We start from the raw sequence: 22039 nt of genomic DNA on the forward strand, positions 1-22039 counted from the left end.
TTTTTATCAGTGCATCACTTCGGAGTGCGAAGCGGATCATGCAAGGTCTGTGCTAGGGTCTGCCCTCATCTGATTCGTGCGCCACGCGCACGGCTGGCGCAACGCAGTGCGCACCCGACCACGAGTCCCGCACCAAGACAGCAACACCGATGCCCCGCCAACTGCTCGAGCACTACCCGCAAACCGGACCACGCTACGACGAACTGCTGTCCGCCCCGTGGACACTGCGCCCGCACTGGCGCGCGCTGTTCGACACCCTGGTTCGCGCCCGCCCGGAACAGATGCAGGAGCGGCTGGCGTCGGTGCGCCGGCAGATTCGCGAGAACGGTGTCACCTACAACGTCTATGCCGACCCGCGCGGCGTCGAGCGTCCGTGGGAGCTGGACGTACTGCCGCTGATCATCCCGCCCGACGAATGGACGCAGATTTCTGCCGCGATCGCACAGCGTGCGCGGCTGCTCAACCACATCCTGCAGGACGTGTATGGGCCACAGCAGATGCTGGCCGAAGGCCTGCTGCCGCCCGCGCTGGTCTATGGCCACGCCGGCTTCCTGAGACCCTGTCACGGGCTGAAGGTACCGGGCGACACCCACCTCCACCTTTATGCGGCCGATCTCGCGCGTTCGCCCGACGGTCGCTGGTGGGTGCTCGCCGACCGCACGCAGGCGCCGTCCGGCGCCGGCTACTCGCTGGAAAACCGGCTGGTCATCTCGCGTGTGTTTTCCGAACAGTTCCGCGACCTGCACGTCGAACATCTGGCCAGCTTCTTCGCCACGCTGCGCGACACGCTGGCGCAGCACGCGCCGGAGGGGGATGGCCCACCGCTGACCGTGCTGCTGACGCCCGGCCCCTACAACGAAACCTATTTCGAGCACGCGTATCTGGCGCGCTACCTCGGCTTTCCACTGGTCGAAGGTTCGGATCTGCTGGTGCGCGACGGCAAGGTGTGGCTCAAGCACCTGTCCGGTCTGCGCCGCGTGCACGCCGTGCTGCGCCGCCTCGACGACGACTTCTGCGACCCGCTTGAACTGCGAGCCGATTCCGCGCTCGGCGTGCCCGGTCTGGTCGACGCGGCGCGACGCGGCAATGTGCTGATTGCCAACGCGCTCGGCTCCAACCTGCTGGAGACCGGCGCCCTGCTCGGCTTCCTGCCTCGACTGTGCGAACGTCTTCTCGGCGAGCCGCTGGCCATGCCCTCGCTCGCCACCTGGTGGTGCGGCGAAGAGGCGGCGCTGGAAGACGCCATCGCCCGCCTCGACACGCTGGTGATCAAGCCGGCCTTCCCGCAGCTGCGCATCGATTCGGTGTTCGGCGCCGACCTCGACCGCAAGTCGCGCTCCGCACTGATCGCGAAAATGCGCGCGCGTCCGCACCACTACGTCGCCCAGGAACTGGTGCAGCTGTCGCAGGCTCCGGTTTGGGACACCCAGCACCCACGGCGTCTGGCGGCGCGCGCGGTCGGCCTGCGCGTGTTCGCCTGTGCTTCGCCCGAAGGCTATGCCGTGATGCCGGGCGGACTCGCCCGTGTGGCGTCCGAGCGCGACGCGCGGGTGATCGCGATGCAACGCGGCGGTTCGAGCAAGGACACCTGGGTGCTGACGCACGGCGCCGTCAACACCTTCAGCCTGCTGCGCCGCTCGGTGTCGCCAGCCGAGCTGGTGCGTGCCGGCAGCAATCTGTCCAGTCGTGTCGTGGAGAACCTGTTCTGGTTCGGCCGCTACTGCGAACGCTGTGACAACAGCGCGCGACTGCTGCGCGCAACGATCGCCCAGCACATCGAGCTGGACGACATCCGCGACCACGCGCTGACCGCGCTGTGCCAGCACAACGGCCTGCTGCCCGCCGAGCCGGATGACGACATCGGCGCGACGCTGCGTGCCGCCGTGCTCGACCCTGCGGCCCCCGGGTCGCTGGCCGGCGGTCTGCACCAGCTGTCGACCGTTGCGTTCAGCCTGCGCGAGCGGATGTCGCTCGACAACTGGCGGGTGATCAGCCGGCTGACCGACGAACTGAGCGCCGCCCAGCCGAGCGAGCCGGGCGAGGTGCTGGAGCGGCTGGACCGCTGCGTGCAGGCGATGATGACGCTGTCCGGTTTCGCACTCGACGGCATGACGCGCGACCAGGGCTGGCGCTTTCTGTCGATGGGCCGTCGAATCGAGCGGCTGCAGTTCATGTGCGGCGTGCTGCGCCACGCGCTGGCGGCGGCCAGCGACGCGCCAGACTGGCTGCTCGAACTGGCCGACAGCACCATCACCTACCGTTCGCGCTACATGACGCGTCCGCAATGGCTGCCGGTGCTGGATCTGCTGGTGCGCGACGAGACGAACCCGCGCTCGGTCGCCTACCAGGCGCTAGGCCTGACCGATTATCTGGCGCGGCTCGCCGCACAGTTTGGCGCGCTGGAGCCGGCCGCACTGTCGGACGCGGTGGCTGAATTGCTGTCGCTGCGGCCCGAGGCCGACCTGCACACCGGTTCGACCCGGCTAGACACCCTGCTCGAACGACTGAGCAGCGCCGCCTACGCGCTGTCGGAACAGCTCGGGCTGCGCTTCTTCAGTCACTCCGACGGCGCGTGGACGGGCACCGAGGAGCGCCGATGACGCAGGTCCGCTATCACGTGCTGCACGAAACGCACTACCGCTACGCCTGGCCGGTATCGATGTCGCGCCAGCTTCTGCATCTGACGCCGCGCGAGACGCCGCGCCAGACGACACTCGCGCACCGGGTCGACATTACGCCGGTGCCGGCCGAGCGCGAGCGCCGGACGGACTACTTCGGCAATCGGGTTGAACACATTTCGGTCGGCGCCGCGCATGAGGAACTGGCGGTGCTCGCCACATCGACAGTCGACGTAAGGCGCATCGGCGACGCGCCAAGGCCGCAGTCGCCCGCATGGGAACACGTGCGCGACCGCCTTCACCAGGTCGGGCCGGCGCCGCTGCTCGAACCCTGCCAGTACCTGTACGCCAGCCCGCACATCGAGCCGCTGGCCGCATTGGCTCGCTACGCCCGGCTCGACTTCCACCGCGACCGGCCGCTGTTCGACGCCGCCTGTGCGCTGATGCGGCGCATCCATCGCGATTTCGAATTCGACCCGGAAGCCACCACCGTGAGCACGCCGCTGGAAACGCTGCTCAAGCAGCGACGCGGCGTCTGTCAGGATTTCGCCCACTTCATGATCGGTTGCCTGCGCTCGCTCGGTCTGCCGGCACGCTATGTCAGCGGCTATCTGCTGACACAGCCGCCGCCCGGCCAGCCGCGCCTGATCGGCGCCGACGCCTCACACGCCTGGGTGTCGGTGTTCTGTCCGGGCGCGGGTTGGCTCGATTTCGATCCGACCAACTGCGTTCAGCCCGACGACCAGCACATCACGGTCGCCTGGGGTCGCGATTTCAGCGACGTCACGCCGATGCGCGGCGTCATCCTCGGCGGCGGCGAGCACGTGGTCGAGGTACGCGTCACCGTGATGCCGGAGGACGATGCCCGGCCCGCACACACCTGCGCCAAGGCGGCGCAGCCCCTTGAACCGGAATGAAAATCCGTCCATAATCCACGTTTTTCCTCCGCGGGTACCGTCTGCACAGCCGTCAGGCTCAGCCGACCCGGGGTTCGATGATCCGCACGAGGCCGCCCGCCTTCGAGCGCTTGAGAAAGAAACCAGCATGAAAGAAGGCATTCACCCCAGCTACGAAGTCGTCGCAGTGACCTGCTCCTGCGGCAACAACTTCGAAACCCGTTCGACGATGGGCAAGCCGCTGCACATCGAAGTGTGTGCCTCGTGCCACCCGTTCTATACCGGCAAGCAGAAGATCGTCGATACCGCCGGTCGCGTCGAGCGCTTCCGTCAGAAGTACGCAAACGTGCCGCGCAGCTGATTCCAGCCCAGCGCCGCAGCAGAAAGGCAGCCTCTGGCTGCCTTTTTTGTTTCTGCACTTGCCGGATCAACCGTCGCCCACCCCACGCGCGGCGGAGTCCCCATAAAATCCGGGCCACTGTTCACTGATCGTCGTCGATGTCACTTCCTTCGCAGTCCTACCCGGCCCGCCGTCCGCTGATCGGCGACCCACCCGAAACCGGATTCGTGATCGCGCTGTGCCTGGTCTATCTGCTGACCGGTCTGTTCGGCCGCGATCCGTGGAAGGGCGACGACGCGCTCAACATCGGCGTGGCACTGGGCTTCGCCCGCGAGGGGGGCTGGCTGATCCCGCAACTGGCCGGCCAGCTCTGGCTGGACAGCCCGCCGCTGTTCCATTGGCTGGCTTCGCTGACCGGCCAGGCGGCGGAATGGGTCGGCATCAGCTTCGCCGACGGCGCGCGCCTCGCCAGCGCCTTCTTTCTTGCACTGTGGCTGCTCGGCAGTGCGGGCGCCGCGCGTGAGCTCTACGGTGCACCGGCTGCGCGCATCGCCCCGCTGATCGGCATCGCCAGCATCGGTGCCGTCACCCACCTGCATGACGCGCAATCGTCGACCACACTGCTGGCCGCACTCGGACTGGGCATGTGGTCGCTCGCGCTGATCGCGCGGCGACCGCTCCAGGGCGCACTCGTACTGATCGTCGCGCTGGCCATCTCCGGCCTCGGCACCGGCCTGTGGCTGACCGCCGTGCTGCTGCTGACCGCCGCCGCCATGCCGCTGCTGCCGGTGTGGCGCACGGTGGCGACCTCGGCAGTGCGCATGAGTGCGCTGCCGCTGGCGATGGCGGTCGGCACAGTGCTCGCCGCCAGCTGGCTGATCGCACTGCAGCTGGAACGCCCCGAGCTGGCCGCCCGCGTCTGGGCCGAAGACCTGCAGCGACTGCTGCCGGATGTCGAACACCTTGCTGGCGGCGCCGGAAGCTGGGTCAAGGTGCTCGCCTGGTACGCCTGGCCGGCGCTGCCCGTCGCCGGCTGGGCCCTGTGGCAGCGCCGCGAACAGTGGCGCTCGCCGGTGCTGACGCTGCCGCTGATCGTGCTCCTGCTGCTGTTCATGCAACTCGCCGGTGAAGGTGCGGCCCGCAATCAGCGGGCACTTCCCTTGCTGGCACCGCTGGTCGTGCTCGGCAGCGCCGGCCTGCCCCGACTGCGCCGGGGAGCCGCGAACGCACTCGACTGGTTCGGTGTCATGACCTTTTCACTGCTGGGCCTCATCATATGGCTCGGCTGGATAGCCATGACGACAGGCTGGCCGGAGCGACTGGCGCGCACCTTCGCGCGACTGGAACCTGGATTCGAAATGTCGATATCCTTGCTGGCACTGATACCTGCGATCGTCATCAGTGCCGCCTGGATATGGCTGCTGTGGCGTTCGCCACGAACACCGACACGCGGGGCCGTCAGCTGGGGCTGCGGCATGGTATTGATATGGTTTCTCGTCAGCAGCCTGTGGCTGCCGTGGATAGATTACGGTCGCAGCTATCGCGACGTAGCGCGGATGATCGGCGAACACCTGCCGGCGCAGCATGGCTGCGTTGCCTTCACCGGCCTGCAGGACAGCCAGCGTGCGGCGTTCTACTACTTCCTCGATCTGAAACCGTTGAACATCGCGGGCCGATCGGGGCAGCAATGCGACCTGCTGCTGGCCTATCACGGCCGGGGCGGCAAGCCGCCGTCGCTGGACGGAAGCTGGACTCTGAAGTGGGAAGGCCGCCGGCCCGGCGACCGGCACGAGCGCTTCCTGCTGTACGCAAGACACTGAAACGAAGGGTGACACGAGGCGCCGGATGACATGAACCTGTTGATGCAGACCTCCGCCTGGCCCGCACTGCGATCAAAAGCGATCCAGCTGTCGCGCGTGCACCTGCGCAACTTCTTCGAGCAGGACCCCGACCGTTTCGCGCGCTTCTCGCTGCGTTACGACGGCTGGCTGCTCGACTACTCGAAGCAGCGCGTCGACGGCGAAACGATGGCGATGCTGATGGATCTTGTCAGCGCGCTCGATCTGCCGCGCGGCATCCGCGCATTGGCGGCCGGCGACCAGATCAATTTCACCGAGCGCCGCGCAGCGCTGCACATGGCACTGCGCGCCCGCGACGGCGCCCACGCCGACGTCGTACGTGACTGCCGCGCTTCGCTCGAACACTGGGTACGGCTGATCCGCAACCGCGAACTGCTCGGCGCAACCGGTCAGACCATCACCCACATCGTCAACCTGGGCATCGGCGGGTCCGACCTCGGGCCGCGCCTGGCGATGGAGGCGCTGGAGCCGCAGATCAACGGTCCGGTGGTCAAGTTCGTCGCCAATCTCGATCCGGCCGCCCTCGACCTCGCACTGCGCGACTGCAAACCGGCGCACACCGCCTTCGTCATTTCGTCGAAGAGCTTCACCACCCAGGAAACGCTGGCCAACGCGCAGGTCGCGATGAAGTGGCTGGCCGACGGTCTGGGCACGGCCGGCGTCGGCCAGCACCTGTTCGCCGTCACCAACCGCCCGGCGGCTGCCCAGGAACTGGGCGTGCCGGCGCAGCGCTGCCTCTTCCTGCCGGAATGGGTCGGCGGGCGCTATTCCGTCTGGTCCTCGATCTCGCTGCCGCTGGCCTGCGCCATCGGCATGCAGGCCTTCGGCGAAATGCTCGACGGCGCACGCGACATGGACGAGCACTTCACGCGCGCGCCGATGAACGCGAACCTGCCGGTGCTGTTCGGTCTGATCGACTTCTGGAACGCCAGCGGCATGGGTCTGGAAACACTCGCGGTGCTGCCCTACAGCCACCTGCTGCGCAGTCTGCCGTCCTACCTGCAGCAGCTCGAAATGGAGAGCAATGGCAAGCGCTGCACCTCGACCGGCGAGCTGAGCCGGGCGCCCACCTCGCCGGTGGTGTGGGGCGGCTCAGGCATCGTCGGCCAGCACGCCTACCACCAGCAGCTTTACCAGGGCACGCGGATGATGCCGATGCATTTCATCGTGCCGCGCGTAGCGCGCGACGACCGCAGCCGCATGGTGCAGCTCAATGCGCTGGCGCAGAGTGCCGCGCTGATGCGCGGCAAGACGCGCGACGAGGCGATGGACGAACTGAAGCGCGGCGGTCTGTCCGAGCAGGAGGCCACCCGGCTCGCGCCACATGTCGCCTGCCCCGGCAACCAGCCAAGCACCACGCTGCTGATGCCGGAACTGACGCCACGCACGCTGGGCCAGCTGATCGCGCTGTACGAGCACAAGGTGTTCGTGCAGGGCTGGCTGCTCGGCATCAACAGCTTCGATCAGTACGGTGTCGAGTACGGCAAGCAGATGGCGCGCGCGCTGGCGTCGGGCCGACTGCCGCAGGATGCCGACGCATCCACCCGCGGCCTGTTCGAGGCACTCGCTCACCCGGACGCATGAGCTCAGCGCTGGGGCCGGCGATCAATTATGCCGCCGGTCAGCTGTGGGCCCTCCTGCGGCAGAACGAACGGGCCGTTGCCGCCTTTCGCCGCTGCATCGCGGTCGATCCAGCGCGTGTGGCCGCCTGGCGCATGATCGGCTTCCTCTGCCAGCAGGATGAGCGACTGCACAACGACGCCCTGCTCGCCTTCGAACGGTCGGTGGAACTCGCACCGGACGACGCCGTCAGCCGCTACAACTTCGGCTTCCTGCTGCATCGCCGTGGCGAGCTCGAGCACGCGCTGGCGCAGATGGCCATCGCAGTGCGCCTGCACCCCGCGCTCGATCAGGCCTGGTATGGCTGCGGACTGCTGCTGAGCGAACTGGGGCGAGCGCATGAGGCGGTCGAAGCACTAAAGCGTGCGGTCGAACTGCAACCCTTCAATGGCAGCGCGAGCTACGCGCTGTGTCAGGCCTGCCGGGCCGTCGGCGACGAAGAAGGCCTGCTCGCCGAATACCGCCGCATCGGCCAGTACGACCCACGCACCGCCCGCAGACTGGGGAAGGAAATGGGTTTGCCCGACTGAGGCGCCGGTTCAGGGCGCCAGTCGGACACGCGTCCAGTCGGCTCCCTCGCGGCGATAGAGCAGACGGTCGTGCAGGCGGTCGCTGCGTCCCTGCCAGAATTCGATCGCATCCGGATGCAGCCGGTAGCCGCCCCAGTTTTCCGGGCGCGGCGGCGTCGAGCCGAAGCGCTCCTCGAATTCGCGCACACGCCTGACCAGCGATTCGCGACTGGGGATTTCCCGACTCTGCGGCGATGCCCATGCTCCCAGCCGGTTGCCCAACGGGCGCAGTGAATAGTAGGCATCGGATTCTTCCGCACTGACCTTGCTCACCGTGCCCTCGATCCGGATCTGCCGCTCCAGCGCGGCCCAGAACAGCAGCAGGCTTGCGTGCGGGTTGGTCTCCAGCTCGGCGCCCTTGCGGCTGTCGTAATTGGTGAAGAACACGAAGCCGTCCTCGCCATAGCCACGCAGCAGCACGATGCGCGCGCTCGGACGCCCGTCCGCACCAACCGTGGCCAGCGTCATCGCGTTCGGATCGCGCTCGACCTCGCGGCCCGCTTCGGCAAACCAGAAGCGGAACTGGTCGAGCGGATTGTCGGCCGCTTCGGTCTCGTCGAGCGAACCGCTGGTGTAGTCGATGCGGTGATGTATCGGGTCCATGGTGTCTCCTTTCCTCATTCCGGCGCGGGCGCGCGTTCGATTCCCGCGATGCGCGTGCCGGCCTGGAGCTTGCGCGCGGCAAACCAGCCGATATTGGTTTCCAGCGCATAGCGCGCCGGGCGCTCGGCGCAATGCGATGTTTCGGTCTGCGGCTGCATGTCCGCAATGTTGATGATGTGACCCTTGTCATCGATGAAGGCGACGCTGAGCGGAATCAAGGTGTTACGCATCCACATGCAGTGCTTGGCCGCCCGGGTGAACACGAAGAGCATGCCGGCATCGGACGGCATCTCGGTCCGGTGCATCAGCCCGGTCATGCGCGCCGCGTTGGTATGTGCGACTTCGGCCTTGATGCGGTACATGCCCACACCGAGTTCGAGCGTGGGCATGTCGGCGCAGGCACTCAGTGCGCTCAGCGCAAGCAGGCTGCAGAGTAGCGATTTCTTCATGACAGGCAGAACATCCCGATGGTGAATGATGAATGATGCGCGCCAGCGACTTCTTGATCGATGTCAGCCCGCAGCGGATGCCCTGAACGGGCCTCATGCGCGCACGTGTCTCCCGGCGAGAAGCCCGGCCTCGGCATCCCGCCATTGACCGGGCTGCAGCGAGCCCAGCTGCCACGGACCGATGGCGACGCGTATCAGGCGCAGCGTCGGGTGACCGATGGCTGCCGTCATCCGCCGCACCTGCCGGTTGCGGCCCTCGCTGATGCCGATCTCCAGCCAGCAGGTCGGCACCGAAAGCCGATGGCGCACCGGTGGATTGCGTGGCCACAGATCGTCCGGCTCGGCGATGCGCTCGACCGAGCAGGGCCGGGTCGGTCCGTCCTTCAACTGTAGCCCGCCGCGCATCCGTTCCAGCGCCGCCTCGTCCGGCTCGCGCTCGACCTGCACCCGGTAATGCTTGACCAGCTTGTGCTTCGGATCGGTGATGCGGTGCTGCAGCGCGCCGTCGTCGGTCAGCAGCAGCAGGCCTTCGCTGTCGGTATCAAGACGGCCCGCCGGATAGACTCCGGGCACGTCGACGTGATCAGCCAGCGTCGGATGGATGCCATCCGGCGAAAACTGGCAGATCACGCCATAGGGTTTGTTCAGCAGGATCAGACGGCTCACGCACTGGCCACCGGCTGCCCCTGGAGGTGGCCGAAGCGGCGCGCGAAACGCAGTTCCTCCGGGTAGGGGAAGAAGTCCTGGATGTGGCCTTCGCGGATGCGCTGCTGCGTCTCCTGCCAGAACTTCACGTCCAGCAGATCGCGGTGATACTTCAGGAAGGCCGCACGCACCTTGGGCGTCGACAGCAGGAAGGTCGCGAATTCCTCGGGGAAGATGTCGTTGCGCTGCACCGAGTACCACACCTCGCCGGACATTTCGTACTCCGGGCTGGGCGCCGGCGGTATGCGACGGAAGTTGCAGTCGGTCAGGAATTCGATCTCGTCGTAGTCGTAGAACACGACGCGACCGTAGCGGGTGACGCCGAAGTTCTTCCACAGCAGGTCGCCAGGAAAGATGTTGGCGACCGCCAGTTCGCGGATCGCGTTGCCGTACTCGTACACCGCGTGGTCGATCTGCTCCTCGTTCGCCGTTTCCAGAAAGATGTTGAGCGGAATCATCCGTCGTTCGATGTAGCAGTGGCGGATGACCAGCGTGTCGCCATCGCGCTCTATCATCGACGGCGCCAGCTGGTCCAGCTGTTCCAGCAGTTCGGGCGAGAAGCGGTGGGCCGGCAGCGCGATGTCCGAGTACTCGATGGTGTCGGCCATGCGACCGACACGGTCGACCTGCTTCACCATCAGGAACTTCTTCTTCACCGTCGCCCGGTCGGTGTCCTTCGAACTGCCGAACTTGTCCTTGATGATCTTGAACACGTAGGGGTAGGACGGAAGCATGAACACCAGCATGACCAAACCGCGGATGCCGGGCGCCTCGACGAAGTTGTCGTTCGAGTGACGCAGATGGTTGATCAGGTCGCGGAAGAACATGGTCTTCCCCTGCTTTCCCAGCCCGAGCATCGTGTAGAGCTCCGAACGCGGCTTCTTCGGCATCAGCGTGCGCAGGAAATGCACGTTCGCCGAAGGCACCTGCATGTCGGCCATGAAGTAGGCACGGGACAGCGAGAACATCACGCTGACCCGCCAGGGTTCCAGCAGGATGGTGTCGAGGAAGAGCCCGCCCTTACGGTCGTGCAGCACGGTGACCATGAACGGATACTCGAGGTGACCGTTGATCGCCTTGCCGATCACGTAGGCGGCCTTGTTACGGTAGTAGGCGGAATTCAGTACCTGGATCTGCAGATTGGCCTCGCGCGCCGGCCAGTCGCCGCCAACGTGCTCGAGTGCCGCGCGCATGATGTAGTCGACGTCGCGGTCCAGGTCGGTGAAATGCCGCTGCCAGTCGAAGTCGATGAAGATCTGCTTCACCGCGACGCGCAGACCGGTCTGGTTCGGGTAGTAGCTGCGCCACGTCGGCGGAGAGCTCTCGATCAGTTCGGTCGAGATCGCCGGGCGCACGAAGATGAAGTCGTTGTGGAAGTACTTGCGATGCAGGATTTTCGTCGTGACCGAATTGAAGAAGGTTTCGGCCAGTTCCGGTTGCCGGTGGTTCACCAGCAGGCCGATGTAGAGCAGCTTCACCTGTTGCCAGGTGTTGTCGTCCAGCGAGTCGGCGTGGAACTCGTTGTGCAGCCGGTCCACACACTCGCGCACTCGGTCGTCGTAGTACTGGATGCGCTCGCGGATGCAGCGCTGCTGCCCCGGCCAGTCGGCCTGTTCGAACCGTTGCTTGGCCGTACCGCTGACGGCACGGAACAGCGTGTAGTGCTTGTCGAAGCCGTCAATCAGCGCCTGTGCGATGGCCAGCGCAACCTGGTTCTGCCCGGCAGGAAGATTCATGGCAAGTCCGCTCGTATCGTCAAGCGCGGGATTCTAATGGGCGCGCGCGCGCCGCGGTGCGGAACACGCGGCCGACAGGAATGTCGCATCATTTCTTGATTGGGGGATAATCGCGGGAGCCCGCCGGCGGCAACACCGTCACAGGGCCAATAACCAGACAACACACCAAGGAGCTGGATGGCATGAGTACCACTCACATCAAGATTCCCGCCGAGGGGACAAAAATCGTTGCCGGCCAGCCGATGCCGGACAATCCCATCATTCCGTTCATCGAAGGCGATGGCATCGGCGTGGACATCACGCCGGTGATGAAGGACGTCGTCGATGCAGCCGTGGCCAAGGCCTACGGCGGCAAGCGCAAGATCACCTGGATGGAGGTCTACGCCGGCGAGAAGGCCACCCGCATGTACGGCCCGGACGTCTGGCTGCCGGAAGACACGCTGGCCGCGCTGAAGGAATACGTCGTTTCGATCAAGGGCCCGATGACGACGCCGGTCGGTGGCGGCATCCGTTCGCTGAACGTCGCGCTGCGCCAGGAACTTGACCTCTACGTCTGCCTGCGCCCGGTGCGCTACTTCAAGGGCGTGCCCAGCCCGGTCAAGCAGCCGGACCTGATCGACATGGTCATCTTCCGCGAGAACACCGAAGACATCTACGCCGGCATCGAATGGCAGGCGGAATCGGACAATGCGCGCAAGGTGATCAAGTTCCTGCGCGACGAAATGGGCGTCAAGAAGATCCGCTTCCCGGAGACCTCCGCCATCGGCATCAAGCCGGTGTCGCGCGAAGGCTCGGAGCGCCTGATTCGCAAGGCCCTGCAGTACGCCGTCGACAATGACCGCAAGTCGGTCACGCTGGTGCACAAGGGCAACATCATGAAGTTCACCGAAGGCGGCTTCCGCGACTTCGGCTACGCGCTCGCGCAGAACGAGTTCGGCGCCGAGCCGATCGACGGCGGACCGTGGTGCAAGTTCAAGAACCCGAACACCGGCCGCGACATCATCGTCAAGGACGCCATCGCCGACGCTTTCCTGCAGCAGATCCTGCTGCGACCGGCCGACTACGACGTGATCGCGACGCTGAACCTGAACGGCGACTACATCTCCGACGCGCTGGCGGCGCAGGTCGGTGGCATCGGCATCGCCCCGGGCGCCAACATTTCGGACGCCTATGCAGTGTTCGAAGCCACCCACGGCACGGCACCGAAGTACGCCGGCCTGGACAAGGTGAATCCGGGATCGCTCATCCTGTCGGCCGAAATGATGCTGCGTCACATGGGCTGGCTGGAAGCGGCCGACCTCATCATCGCGTCGATGGAACGCGCCATCGGCGACAAGCAGGTCACCTACGACTTTGCCCGCCTGATGGACGGTGCGAACGAAGTGTCGTGCTCGGAATTCGGGCGCGCCATGATCGCCCGCATGTAACGGTGACAGCGGGCGTCGCAGGACGCCCAGCTGCAGAAACAAAAAACCCGGCTTGCGCCGGGTTTTTTGTTTTCCGAATCCTCAGGACCGGATCAAGCAGCCTGGATGTTCGCGGCCTGCTTGCCCTTGGGTCCCTGGGTCACGTCGAACGTCACCTTCTGGCCTTCCTTCAGGGTCTTGAAACCACCCATCTGGATCGCCGAGAAATGAGCGAACAGATCTTCGCTGCCATCATCCGGCGTGATGAAGCCGTAACCCTTGGAATCGTTGAACCACTTAACAGTACCAGTTGCCATTGATCTTATCCTCTCAACCTCTCAAATGAGCCGAAGCTCCCGTACATGTTTGTACTTCAAGTTCTGATGTTCTGACCCCGGGAACTACCGACCGCGCCGGAACTCGACAACGGTCTAGGACTGCGACCACTCGAGAGCTTGAACCAAACACAGAACGGCTTTTAGCCCAGATGAAGCAGGCGGTCAACACGTTTCCATGCTGCACCACGGCAGACTTTTGCGACGATTTTCCGGCCATCTTGGACAGCGTTCATCGAAGCGTCGAAAGCTGTCGGCGCACGCTTGCCGGAACGCGTTGTCCAAAGACGTGAACAGGCGGTGCGCGATGTCGCGAAACAGCGGAAAAGCGACACAGCTTCTCGTGTTGCACACCCGATGTTTGTGATTAGAATGGGACCATGGTTACACGCAGGCAGGACGATTCACTCCTCGAGCTTGAAAAGACACGGGTCAAGCCCCCACCTCTGTTCAAGGTCATGGTGCTGAATGACGATTACACCCCGATGGACTTCGTGGTTGGAGTCCTTCAGAAGTTTTTCGGCATGAACCGGGAACAGGCCACGCGCGTCATGCTCAAGGTACATACGGAGGGGGCCGGCGTTTGCGGCATCTACCCCAAGGACGTTGCGGCATCGAAAGTGGAACAGGTGTGTACCTTTGCGCGCCAGCATCAGCATCCGCTGGCGTGCGTGATGGAGGAAAATTGAAATGATCGCGCAGGAGTTGGAAGTCAGCCTTCACATGGCCTTTGTCGAAGCGAGACAGAAGCGCCATGAATTCATCACGGTCGAGCACCTGCTGCTCGCCCTGCTCGACAATCCTTCGGCAGCGGAAGTGCTCCGTGCCTGCGCAGTGAACATCGATGAGCTGCGCAAGGAACTGTCGGCCTTCATTAACGAGCACACGCCGGTGGTCGATGGCAGCGAAGAGATCGACACCCAGCCGACACTCGGCTTCCAGCGCGTGATCCAGCGCGCCATCCTGCACGTGCAGTCCTCGGGCAAGAAGGAAGTGACCGGTGCCAACGTGCTGGTCGCCATCTTCGGCGAGAAGGATTCGCACGCCGTGTATTTCCTGCAACGTCAGGGTGTGACCCGCCTCGACATCGTGAACTTCATTTCGCACGGCATCACCAAGGCGGCCCAGCCGGCCGCTGCGGCGAAGCCCGAGTCGGAACAGGGCGAGCAGGAACAGGAAGGCGGCCAGGCGGGCGGCGCACTCGACAGCTTCACGCAGAACCTGAACGCACAGGCGCTGATGGGCAAGATCGATCCGCTGATCGGTCGCGACCATGAACTCGAGCGCGTGATCCAGACACTGTGCCGTCGGCGCAAGAACAATCCGCTGCTGGTCGGCGAAGCCGGCGTCGGCAAGACCGCCATTGCCGAAGGGCTCGCACGCCGCATCATCGAAGGCCGCGTGCCGGACATCCTGGCCGACGCGACCATCTACGCGCTGGACATGGGCGCCCTGCTCGCCGGCACCAAGTACCGCGGCGATTTCGAACAGCGTCTGAAGTCGGTGCTGAAGCAGTTGCTCGACAACCCGAACGCGATCCTGTTCATTGACGAGATCCACACGCTGATCGGTGCGGGCGCCGCCTCGGGCGGAACGCTCGACGCGTCCAACCTGCTGAAGCCGGCGCTGTCGTCGGGCCAGCTGAAGTGCATCGGCGCGACCACCTACACCGAATATCGCGGCGTCTTCGAGAAGGACCATGCGCTGTCACGCCGCTTCCAGAAGATCGACGTGACCGAGCCCAGCGTCGAGGAGACCGTGTCCATTCTGAAGGGCCTCAAGTCGCGCTTCGAACAGCATCACGGCGTGAAGTACTCGTCGACGGCGCTTTCGTCGGCCGCGGAACTGTCGGCGCGCTACATCAATGACCGTCACTTGCCGGACAAGGCGATCGACGTGATCGATGAAGCCGGTGCGGCGCAGCGCGTACTGCCGAAGTCGAAGCAGAAGAAGGTGATCGGCAAGACCGAGATCGAGGAAATCGTTGCCAAGATCGCGCGCGTGCCGTCGCAGCATGTGTCGAACGACGACCGCTCGGCACTGCGCAACCTCGACCGCGACCTGAAGAACATGGTGTTCGGTCAGGACAACGCGATCGATGCACTGGCCACCGCGATCAAGATGTCACGCTCCGGTCTCGGCAATCCGAACAAGCCGATCGGCTCCTTCCTGTTCAGCGGCCCGACCGGCGTCGGCAAGACCGAAGTCGCTCGTCAGCTTGCCTACTGCATGGGCATCGAACTGATCCGCTTCGACATGTCCGAGTACATGGAGCGTCACGCGGTCAGTCGCCTGATCGGCGCACCTCCGGGTTATGTCGGCTTCGATCAGGGCGGTCTGCTGACCGAAGCAGTGACCAAGAAGCCGCACTCCGTGCTGCTGCTGGACGAAATCGAGAAGGCACACCCGGACATCTTCAACATCCTGCTGCAGGTCATGGACCACGGCACGCTGACCGACAACAACGGTCGTCAGGCCGATTTCCGTAACGTGGTCATCATCATGACGACCAACGCCGGCCAGGAGACGCTGCAGAAGTCGGTCATCGGTTTCACGACCGAGCGTCAGCCGGGCGACGAGATGGCCGACATCAAGCGCCTGTTCACGCCGGAGTTCCGCAACCGCCTGGACGCCATCATTTCGTTCAAGCCGCTGGACCGCGAAATCATCCTGCGCGTGGTCGACAAGTTCCTGATGCAGCTCGAGGGTCAGCTGCAGGAGAAGAAGGTCGACGTGCAGTTCTCGGAAGAACTGCGCAGCTGGCTGGCCGAGGCGGGCTTCGATCCGCTGATGGGGGCGCGTCCGATGGCGCGCCTGATCCAGGACACCATCCGCTCCGCGCTGGCGGACGAACTGCTGTTCGGTCGCCTGACCAGCGGCGGCAAGGTGACCATCGACCTCGACGGCGACAAGAAGGTGAAACTGGTGTTCGACGAGGAAGAACTCGCGACGCCCGCCTGATAGGCGCCCACACCGGCAACCGAGGCGGCCATAATGGCCGCCTCTTTTTTTGTCTGCCACGCCTCCCGAACAGAAAGGACGACTCATGGACATCCACACCGCAGACCTGTGTGACCAATTCGAAAGCGAACTGCGCATCTGTGCACCGATGTTCCGCAGCTACGGCGGCCGTGCTGCCTTCGGTGGCCAGATCACGACGCTGAAGCTGTTCGAGGACAACGGTCTGGTTCGCAAGGCACTTGAAGCGCCGGGCAACGGCCGCGTGCTGGTGGTGGATGGCGGCGGTTCGATGCGCCGCGCGCTGGTCGGCGACCAGATCGCCGCCCTGGCGGTGAAGAACGGCTGGGCCGGCATCGTCGTATACGGCTGCATCCGCGACTCGGCAGCGATCGGCGAGATGGACATCGGTGTCTGCGCGCTCGGTACGCATCCGCTGAAGACGGTCAAACGCAATGAAGGCCAGGTCGACCTCACCGTCAGCTTCGGCGGCATCGACTTCGTACCCGGCCAGTACCTTTATGCCGATGCCGACGGCGTCATCGTCTGCCCACGGTCGCTGATCTGAGCGTGCGCGCGACCGGCGTTCGCGGTCCGGGGTCGACGGCGCCTTTCGCAGCGCACAAGTTTCTGCAGATTTTTCTGCACTTTTTCACACACACAACAGAGCCAACAGGACAAGTCTTTGTTTTATTTGAAAACACGACTTCTTATGTCTTATACAAGACCTCTTGTTGCTTTGCCAAAGCCTCTTTATACTTGAGCCCGTCACGATAGCCGTCCGGTTCCATTCATCGGTCGGCTTCCCGGGCGCCCGGTCTGCTTGCTGCCAACCGCTGCGACAGGCCCACGCGGGTTTCGTGGATCGGCCCGCATCGGTTCATCGGCCGAAGGATGCCCGGACCGCACGGTCCGGCATGGGTGTCAGCACCGTTTCAGGAAGCATTTCAAAGTCAGGGCTTACGGGTGGCGCAGGCTGCCTGTTCGGGTTGTTTTTTTCTTCGAGGACATGCAATGAGCACGAAAGAACAGGAAATCGCCAAGATTCAGAAGGATTGGGACGAGAACCCCCGCTGGAAGGGCATCAAGCGCGGCTACACCGCCGAGGATGTCTATCGCCTGCGCGGTTCCTTCCCGGTCGAGTACACGCTGGCCCGCCGCGGTGCGGAAAAGCTGTGGGATCTGGTCAACAATGAGCCGTTCATCAACTGCCTGGGCGCGCTGACCGGTGGTCAGGCCATGCAGCAGGTGAAGGCCGGCGTCAAGGCGATCTACCTGTCGGGCTGGCAAGTCGCTGCCGACAACAACTCGTACGAAGCGATGTACCCGGACCAGTCGCTGTACCCGGTTGACTCGGTTCCGACCGTCGTGAGCCGCATCAACAACAGCTTCAAGCGCGCTGACGAAATCCAGCACGCCAAGGGCGTCTACGCTGGCGACAAGGGTTACATCGACTACTTCGCCCCGATCGTGGCCGACGCCGAAGCCGGTTTCGGCGGCGTGCTGAACGCCCACGAACTGATGAAGGCAATGATCCGCGCTGGCGCCGCCGGCGTGCACTTCGAGGACCAGCTGGCCTCCGTGAAGAAGTGCGGTCACATGGGTGGCAAGGTGCTCGTGCCGACCCAGGAAGCCGTGCAGAAGCTGATCGCCGCCCGTCTGGCCGCCGACGTCTACGGCGTCCCGACCCTGATCCTGGCCCGTACCGACGCGGAAGCCGCCGACCTGCTGACCAGCGATTGCGATCCGATCGACAAGCCCTTCGTCACCGGCGAGCGCACCGCAGAAGGCTTCTACAAGACCAAGAAGGGTCTGGAACAAGCCATCTCGCGCGGTCTGGCCTATGCCCCGTACGCCGACCTGATCTGGTGCGAAACCGGCACGCCTGACCTGGCTTTCGCCAAGGCTTTCGCCGACGCGATCCACGCCAAGTTCCCGGGCAAGATGCTGGCCTACAACTGCTCGCCGTCGTTCAACTGGAAGAAGAACCTCGACGACGCGACCATCGCCAAGTTCCAGCGCGAGCTGGGCGCGATGGGTTACAAGTACCAGTTCATCACCCTCGCCGGCATCCACAACATGTGGTACCACATGTTCGATCTGGCCCAGGACTACGTGGCCCGCGGCATGTCCGCCTACGTGGAAAAGGTCCAGGAGCCGGAATTCGCGGCCCGCGACCGCGGCTACACCTTCGTGTCGCACCAGCAGGAAGTTGGCACCGGCTACTTCGACGACGTGACCACCACCATCCAGGGTGGCACTTCGTCGGTGACCGCGCTGACCGGTTCGACCGAAGAAGAGCAGTTCCACTGAGATGGACCGGACCCGCAACAGCGGGTCTGCTGAATTGAAAAAGCCGCCCGGCTCTCGCCGGGCGGCTTTTTTGTTTCCCCTTCCTTAGTCCTCTATCGGCTGCGGCAGATCGGGAATGAATGTACCGCCGGATTCCCAGTAAGCCAGGTCGCCATAGGTGAGCTTCAGCAGATCGACGAAGAGCCGCACCCGCAAGGGCAGATGACGACGCTGCGGAAACAGCGCATAGATGCCCATGGGCGGCGCCGCAAAGTCGCCGAGAACCTCGACCAGCGCTCCGTTCGCCAGGTCTTCGCGCACTTCCCAGTACGAACGCCAGGCCAGCCCGAGCCCGCTCAGTGCCCAGTCACGCAACACGGCACCGTCGTTGCATTCGACCAGATGGGTGATGCGCAGCGTAATCGGCTCGCCGTGCGCCATGAAACTCCAGCCACGCGCCTGCGAGCGGTTCGGCCCGAGGCCGAGACAACGATGCTGGAGGAGGTCATACGGGTGCCCGGGTTTGCCGAAGCGGGCGAGGTAGTCCGGGCTCGCGACGACGACGCGTCGCGTCTCGCCCAATTTGATACTGATCATGCTGGAATCGGGCAGGCTGCCGATGCGCACCGCACAGTCCACGTTCTCGTTCACCAGATCGACCATGCGGTCGGTCAGATCGAGCGAAATCTTGACCTCGGGATTCAGCGCCATGAAGCGTTTCACCAGCGGCGCCACGTGGCGCCGGCCAAAGCCGGCCGGCGCGCTAACGCGCAGCAGGCCGGTGGCCCTGGCGCCGCCAGCGGTCACTGCAGCATCCGCACTCGCCAGCTCGTTGAGAATGCGCTGGCAATCCTCCAGATAGGCACTGCCCTCATGCGTCAGCGTCAGCTTGCGCGTAGTGCGCAGCATCAATTTGACGCCCAGCCTCTCTTCCAGCGCATCCATGCGCCGACCGATCACGGCCGGCTGTACGCCTTCGAGTTTCGCAACCGCCGAAAGACTGCCGTGCGCCGCAACCGAAACGAAGGACTCTATCTCCTTGAAGCGATCCATTTTGTACTAAAAGTAAAAGATAAATGTACTTAAGGAAAGCTTAACGGATGCATAAGGAAAGTCTAGTATTTGTGCAGATGCAGCAATTCATGCCGGGCACAACCTGGTCTGATGCATCGGACGTTAGACCCCGGTCCTCCCGTCCGCACCGTGCGCAACCCGCCCGCTGCGGCACACCCGCCCGACGACGGCACCACCGCCGCCGATCGGGTGTGAGGGACGGCCAACCTGTCCGGAGCACGGAGCAAGAACGCTCACGTCATACCGGCTCTCGAACCGTTATCGGAGCGCACGCACATGACTATCGCTGAATCTGCAGACAAGCTGAACCGGGCCATGGATCTGCCCGCCGGTGTGAGCATCGCCGCTCCGGTCAGCGCCGAATACCAGACCATCCTGACCTTCGAAGCGCTGTCGCTGCTCGCCCAGCTGCACCGCCAGTTCGAACCGCGTCGCCGCGAACTGCTCGCCGCGCGCGTGACCCGCGCCGCCGAGATCGACGCTGGCAAGCCGGTCGATTTCCTGGCTGATACGCTGCACGTGCGCGAAGGCGACTGGAAGATCGCGCCGCTGCCTAAGGCATTGGAATGCCGCCGCATCGAAATCACCGGCCCGACCGAGCGCAAGATGATCATCAATGCGCTGAACGCCGGTGCCGACAGCTATATGAGCGATTTCGAGGATTCGAATTCGCCGACCTGGGACAACCAGGTGCAAGGCCAGATCAACCTGCGTGACGCCGTGCGCGGCACGATCAGCGTCGAATACAAGGGCAAGACCTACAAGCTGAACGACAAGGTCGCCGTGCTGCAGGTGCGCCCGCGTGGCTGGCACCTCGACGAGAAGCACGTGACCATTGACGGTCAGCGCGTGTCGGGCGGCCTGTTCGACTTCTGGCTGTACTTCTATCACAACGCGAAGGAACTGCTCGCCCGCGGCGCCGGCCCCTACTTCTATCTGCCCAAGCTGCAGAGCCACCGCGAAGCCCGCCTGTGGAACGACGTGTTCGTCGCCGCCCAGGAAATGCTCGGCCTCCCGCGCGGCACGATCAAGGCCACCGTGCTGGTGGAAACGCTGCACGCCGCGTTCGAGATGGAAGAAATCCTGTACGAACTGCGCGATCACAGCGCCGGCCTGAACGCAGGCCGCTGGGATTACATCTTCTCGTGCATCAAGGTGTTCCGTAACGATCGCGATTTCTGCCTGGCCGATCGCAGCAAGATCACGATGACCGTGCCCTTCATGCGCGCCTACGCGCTGTCGCTGATCAAGACCTGCCACAAGCGCGGCGCCCCGGCGATCGGCGGCATGAGCGCGCTGATTCCGAACAAGAACGATCCGGACGCCAACGAAAAGGCGATGGCCGGCATCCGTTCGGACAAGCGCCGCGACGCCAATGACGGTTACGACGGCGGCTGGGTGGCTCACCCGGGTCTGGTGCAGGCAGCGATGGAAGAGTTCGTGTCGGTGCTCGGCGACAAGCCGAACCAGATCGAGAAGCAGCTCGACGTGAACTACGGCGCCGCCGATCTGCTCGACTTCCGTCCGGAAGGCCCGATCAGCGAAACCGGTCTGCGCACCAACATCAATGTCGGCATCCAGTATCTGGGTGCATGGATGGACGGCAACGGTTGCGTGCCCATCCACGGCCTGATGGAAGATGCGGCGACCGCCGAAATCAGCCGCGCCCAGGTGTGGTCGTGGATCCGCAGTCCGAAGGGCATCCTCGACGACGGCCGCAAGGTGACCGCCGACATGGTGCGCAGCCTGATCACGCAGGAACTGGACAAGATCCGCGCCCTGCTCGGCGACGCCTACACCGAAACCTACGCCAGTGCCGCCAAGCTGTTTGGCGATATGTGCGTGGCCACCGAACTGGAAGACTTTCTGACGCTGCCGGCTTACGAACGCATGGAGTAAGCCTACCCCTGCAGCATCACGGACGGCGCCCCAAAAGGGCGCCGTTTTTCGTTGTGGAGGACCATCGTCGCATCGCCTCGCCCGTCGCGGCCGACACGACGGACGAAAAAAAGCCCGCTCTGCGGCGGGCTCTCATCGGACAGGACGATCGTTGATCGTCCGGACCGGGATTACTCCATCGGGGTGACCTTGCCCGGGGCGATCTTGCCGTCCGAGCGACCCTTCAGGTAGGCGTACAGACCGTCGATCTTCTCACCCTTCAGGAAGGGGTGCGGGGGCATGCCGCGGTCTGCGTGAGTGCCATCGACGACGATGCCGACGAACTCTTCCTTCGTGTACTTCTTCAGACCTTCGATCAGCGAAGGACCAACCATGCCTTCCTGGTTCGCGCCATGGCAACGCTCACAGGCGGCCGAACGCCACGTCTTCCAACCCAGCAGGGTCTTGGCGTCCACCTTGTTGCCCTCGGCAACCTTGTACGGTGCTTCCTGCGCCATCGCGGTCGAAGCCAGCGCGGCCAGCACGACGGTTGCCAGATGTTTGCGAATCACAATCAGCTCTCCTCAATTGATTGGTGGGTGTTGCAGTGGAAAAAAACGATCTTCCGGTCAAAAGGATTACATGACCTGCGTTGGACCGGGAATAAGTGTCGGCTTATGGCTGGCGCTTTCCTGAACTCG

The 22039-nt window shown here is 64.2% G+C and carries 19 protein-coding genes; 12 read left to right on the plus strand and 7 right to left on the minus strand.

Annotated features, from left to right (window positions below; genetic code table 11):
* Nucleotides 1–149 precede the first annotated feature (149 nt).
* From WJU27_RS09005 to WJU27_RS09030, 6 genes are all read left to right on the plus strand, one after another.
* On the plus strand, nucleotides 150–2600 hold the full coding sequence (locus tag WJU27_RS09005; protein WP_341421903.1) for a circularly permuted type 2 ATP-grasp protein: 2451 nt from the start codon (nucleotides 150–152) through the stop codon (nucleotides 2598–2600).
* Nucleotides 2597–3535 carry a transglutaminase family protein gene (locus tag WJU27_RS09010; RefSeq protein WP_341421904.1) on the plus strand — a complete coding sequence of 313 codons (939 nt, stop codon included), beginning with the start codon at nucleotides 2597–2599 and terminating at the stop codon, nucleotides 3533–3535. The genes WJU27_RS09005 and WJU27_RS09010 overlap by 4 nt, the downstream gene beginning before the upstream one ends.
* A 127-nt stretch (nucleotides 3536–3662) precedes the next feature.
* The gene (rpmE, locus tag WJU27_RS09015; RefSeq protein WP_304000948.1) at nucleotides 3663–3875 is read left to right on the plus strand and encodes a 50S ribosomal protein L31; all 213 of its coding nucleotides are present in this window, start codon (nucleotides 3663–3665) and stop codon (nucleotides 3873–3875) included.
* Between the two features lie 137 nt (nucleotides 3876–4012).
* The gene (locus tag WJU27_RS09020; protein WP_341421905.1) at nucleotides 4013–5674 is read left to right on the plus strand and encodes an ArnT family glycosyltransferase; all 1662 of its coding nucleotides are present in this window, start codon (nucleotides 4013–4015) and stop codon (nucleotides 5672–5674) included.
* Nucleotides 5675–5704: 30 nt separating this feature from the next.
* Nucleotides 5705–7297 (plus strand): glucose-6-phosphate isomerase, encoded by a 1593-nt coding sequence (gene pgi, locus WJU27_RS09025; protein ID WP_341421906.1) that lies wholly within the window; start codon nucleotides 5705–5707, stop codon nucleotides 7295–7297.
* A complete protein-coding gene (locus WJU27_RS09030) occupies nucleotides 7294–7863 on the plus strand; it encodes a tetratricopeptide repeat protein (protein ID WP_341421907.1) in 570 nt (189 codons plus the stop codon). Before pgi ends, WJU27_RS09030 begins: the two co-directional genes overlap by 4 nt.
* Before the next feature lie 9 nt (nucleotides 7864–7872).
* Here the strand turns inward: WJU27_RS09030 and pdxH are convergent, their stop codons facing one another.
* The 4 genes from pdxH to aceK all read right to left on the minus strand — a co-directional run bounded on the left by pdxH (nucleotide 7873) and on the right by aceK (nucleotide 11395).
* Nucleotides 7873–8505 carry a pyridoxamine 5'-phosphate oxidase gene (gene pdxH / locus WJU27_RS09035; protein WP_341421908.1) on the minus strand — a complete coding sequence of 211 codons (633 nt, stop codon included), beginning with the start codon at nucleotides 8503–8505 and terminating at the stop codon, nucleotides 7873–7875.
* 14 nt (nucleotides 8506–8519) lie between these two features.
* On the minus strand, nucleotides 8520–8954 hold the full coding sequence (locus WJU27_RS09040; protein WP_020164073.1) for a DUF192 domain-containing protein: 435 nt from the start codon (nucleotides 8952–8954) through the stop codon (nucleotides 8520–8522).
* Between the two features lie 93 nt (nucleotides 8955–9047).
* Nucleotides 9048–9620 (minus strand): pseudouridine synthase, encoded by a 573-nt coding sequence (locus tag WJU27_RS09045; protein WP_341421909.1) that lies wholly within the window; start codon nucleotides 9618–9620, stop codon nucleotides 9048–9050.
* Nucleotides 9617–11395 carry a bifunctional isocitrate dehydrogenase kinase/phosphatase gene (gene aceK / locus WJU27_RS09050; protein ID WP_341421910.1) on the minus strand — a complete coding sequence of 593 codons (1779 nt, stop codon included), beginning with the start codon at nucleotides 11393–11395 and terminating at the stop codon, nucleotides 9617–9619. Before aceK ends, WJU27_RS09045 begins: the two co-directional genes overlap by 4 nt.
* Before the next feature lie 182 nt (nucleotides 11396–11577).
* Here aceK and icd point away from each other — a divergent pair, with 182 nt between their 5' ends.
* Nucleotides 11578–12822, plus strand: a complete 1245-nt coding sequence (icd, locus tag WJU27_RS09055; RefSeq protein ID WP_024300538.1) for an NADP-dependent isocitrate dehydrogenase — start codon at nucleotides 11578–11580, stop codon at nucleotides 12820–12822.
* A 92-nt stretch (nucleotides 12823–12914) separates the two neighbouring features.
* On the opposite strand, the gene WJU27_RS09060 is transcribed toward icd, so the two are convergent.
* A complete protein-coding gene (locus WJU27_RS09060) occupies nucleotides 12915–13118 on the minus strand; it encodes a cold-shock protein (protein WP_019918899.1) in 204 nt (67 codons plus the stop codon).
* A 398-nt stretch (nucleotides 13119–13516) separates the two neighbouring features.
* Between WJU27_RS09060 and clpS the strand changes: the two genes are divergently transcribed.
* From clpS to aceA, 4 genes are all read left to right on the plus strand, one after another.
* Nucleotides 13517–13825, plus strand: a complete 309-nt coding sequence (gene clpS / locus WJU27_RS09065) for an ATP-dependent Clp protease adapter ClpS (protein ID WP_008061043.1) — start codon at nucleotides 13517–13519, stop codon at nucleotides 13823–13825.
* A gap of 1 nt (nucleotide 13826) precedes the next feature.
* Nucleotides 13827–16097, plus strand: a complete 2271-nt coding sequence (gene clpA, locus WJU27_RS09070) for an ATP-dependent Clp protease ATP-binding subunit ClpA (protein WP_019918900.1) — start codon at nucleotides 13827–13829, stop codon at nucleotides 16095–16097.
* A gap of 85 nt (nucleotides 16098–16182) precedes the next feature.
* Nucleotides 16183–16662, plus strand: coding sequence for a ribonuclease E activity regulator RraA (gene rraA, locus WJU27_RS09075; RefSeq protein WP_341421911.1), 480 nt, complete (start codon nucleotides 16183–16185; stop codon nucleotides 16660–16662).
* A 446-nt stretch (nucleotides 16663–17108) separates the two neighbouring features.
* The gene (aceA, locus tag WJU27_RS09080; protein ID WP_019918902.1) at nucleotides 17109–18407 is read left to right on the plus strand and encodes an isocitrate lyase; all 1299 of its coding nucleotides are present in this window, start codon (nucleotides 17109–17111) and stop codon (nucleotides 18405–18407) included.
* 84 nt (nucleotides 18408–18491) lie between these two features.
* On the opposite strand, the gene WJU27_RS09085 is transcribed toward aceA, so the two are convergent.
* Entirely contained in the window at nucleotides 18492–19439 is a 948-nt protein-coding gene (locus WJU27_RS09085; protein WP_020164068.1) for a LysR family transcriptional regulator, read from the minus strand.
* 297 nt (nucleotides 19440–19736) lie between these two features.
* Here WJU27_RS09085 and aceB point away from each other — a divergent pair, with 297 nt between their 5' ends.
* On the plus strand, nucleotides 19737–21359 hold the full coding sequence (gene aceB / locus WJU27_RS09090) for a malate synthase A (RefSeq protein WP_051091674.1): 1623 nt from the start codon (nucleotides 19737–19739) through the stop codon (nucleotides 21357–21359).
* Nucleotides 21360–21529: 170 nt separating this feature from the next.
* Here the strand turns inward: aceB and WJU27_RS09095 are convergent, their stop codons facing one another.
* Nucleotides 21530–21910 (minus strand): c-type cytochrome, encoded by a 381-nt coding sequence (locus WJU27_RS09095; protein ID WP_020164066.1) that lies wholly within the window; start codon nucleotides 21908–21910, stop codon nucleotides 21530–21532.
* Between the last annotated feature and the right edge of the window lie 129 nt (nucleotides 21911–22039).

Source organism: Methyloversatilis sp. NSM2, from assembly GCF_038066675.1.
GTDB lineage: Bacteria > Pseudomonadota > Gammaproteobacteria > Burkholderiales > Rhodocyclaceae > Methyloversatilis > Methyloversatilis discipulorum_A.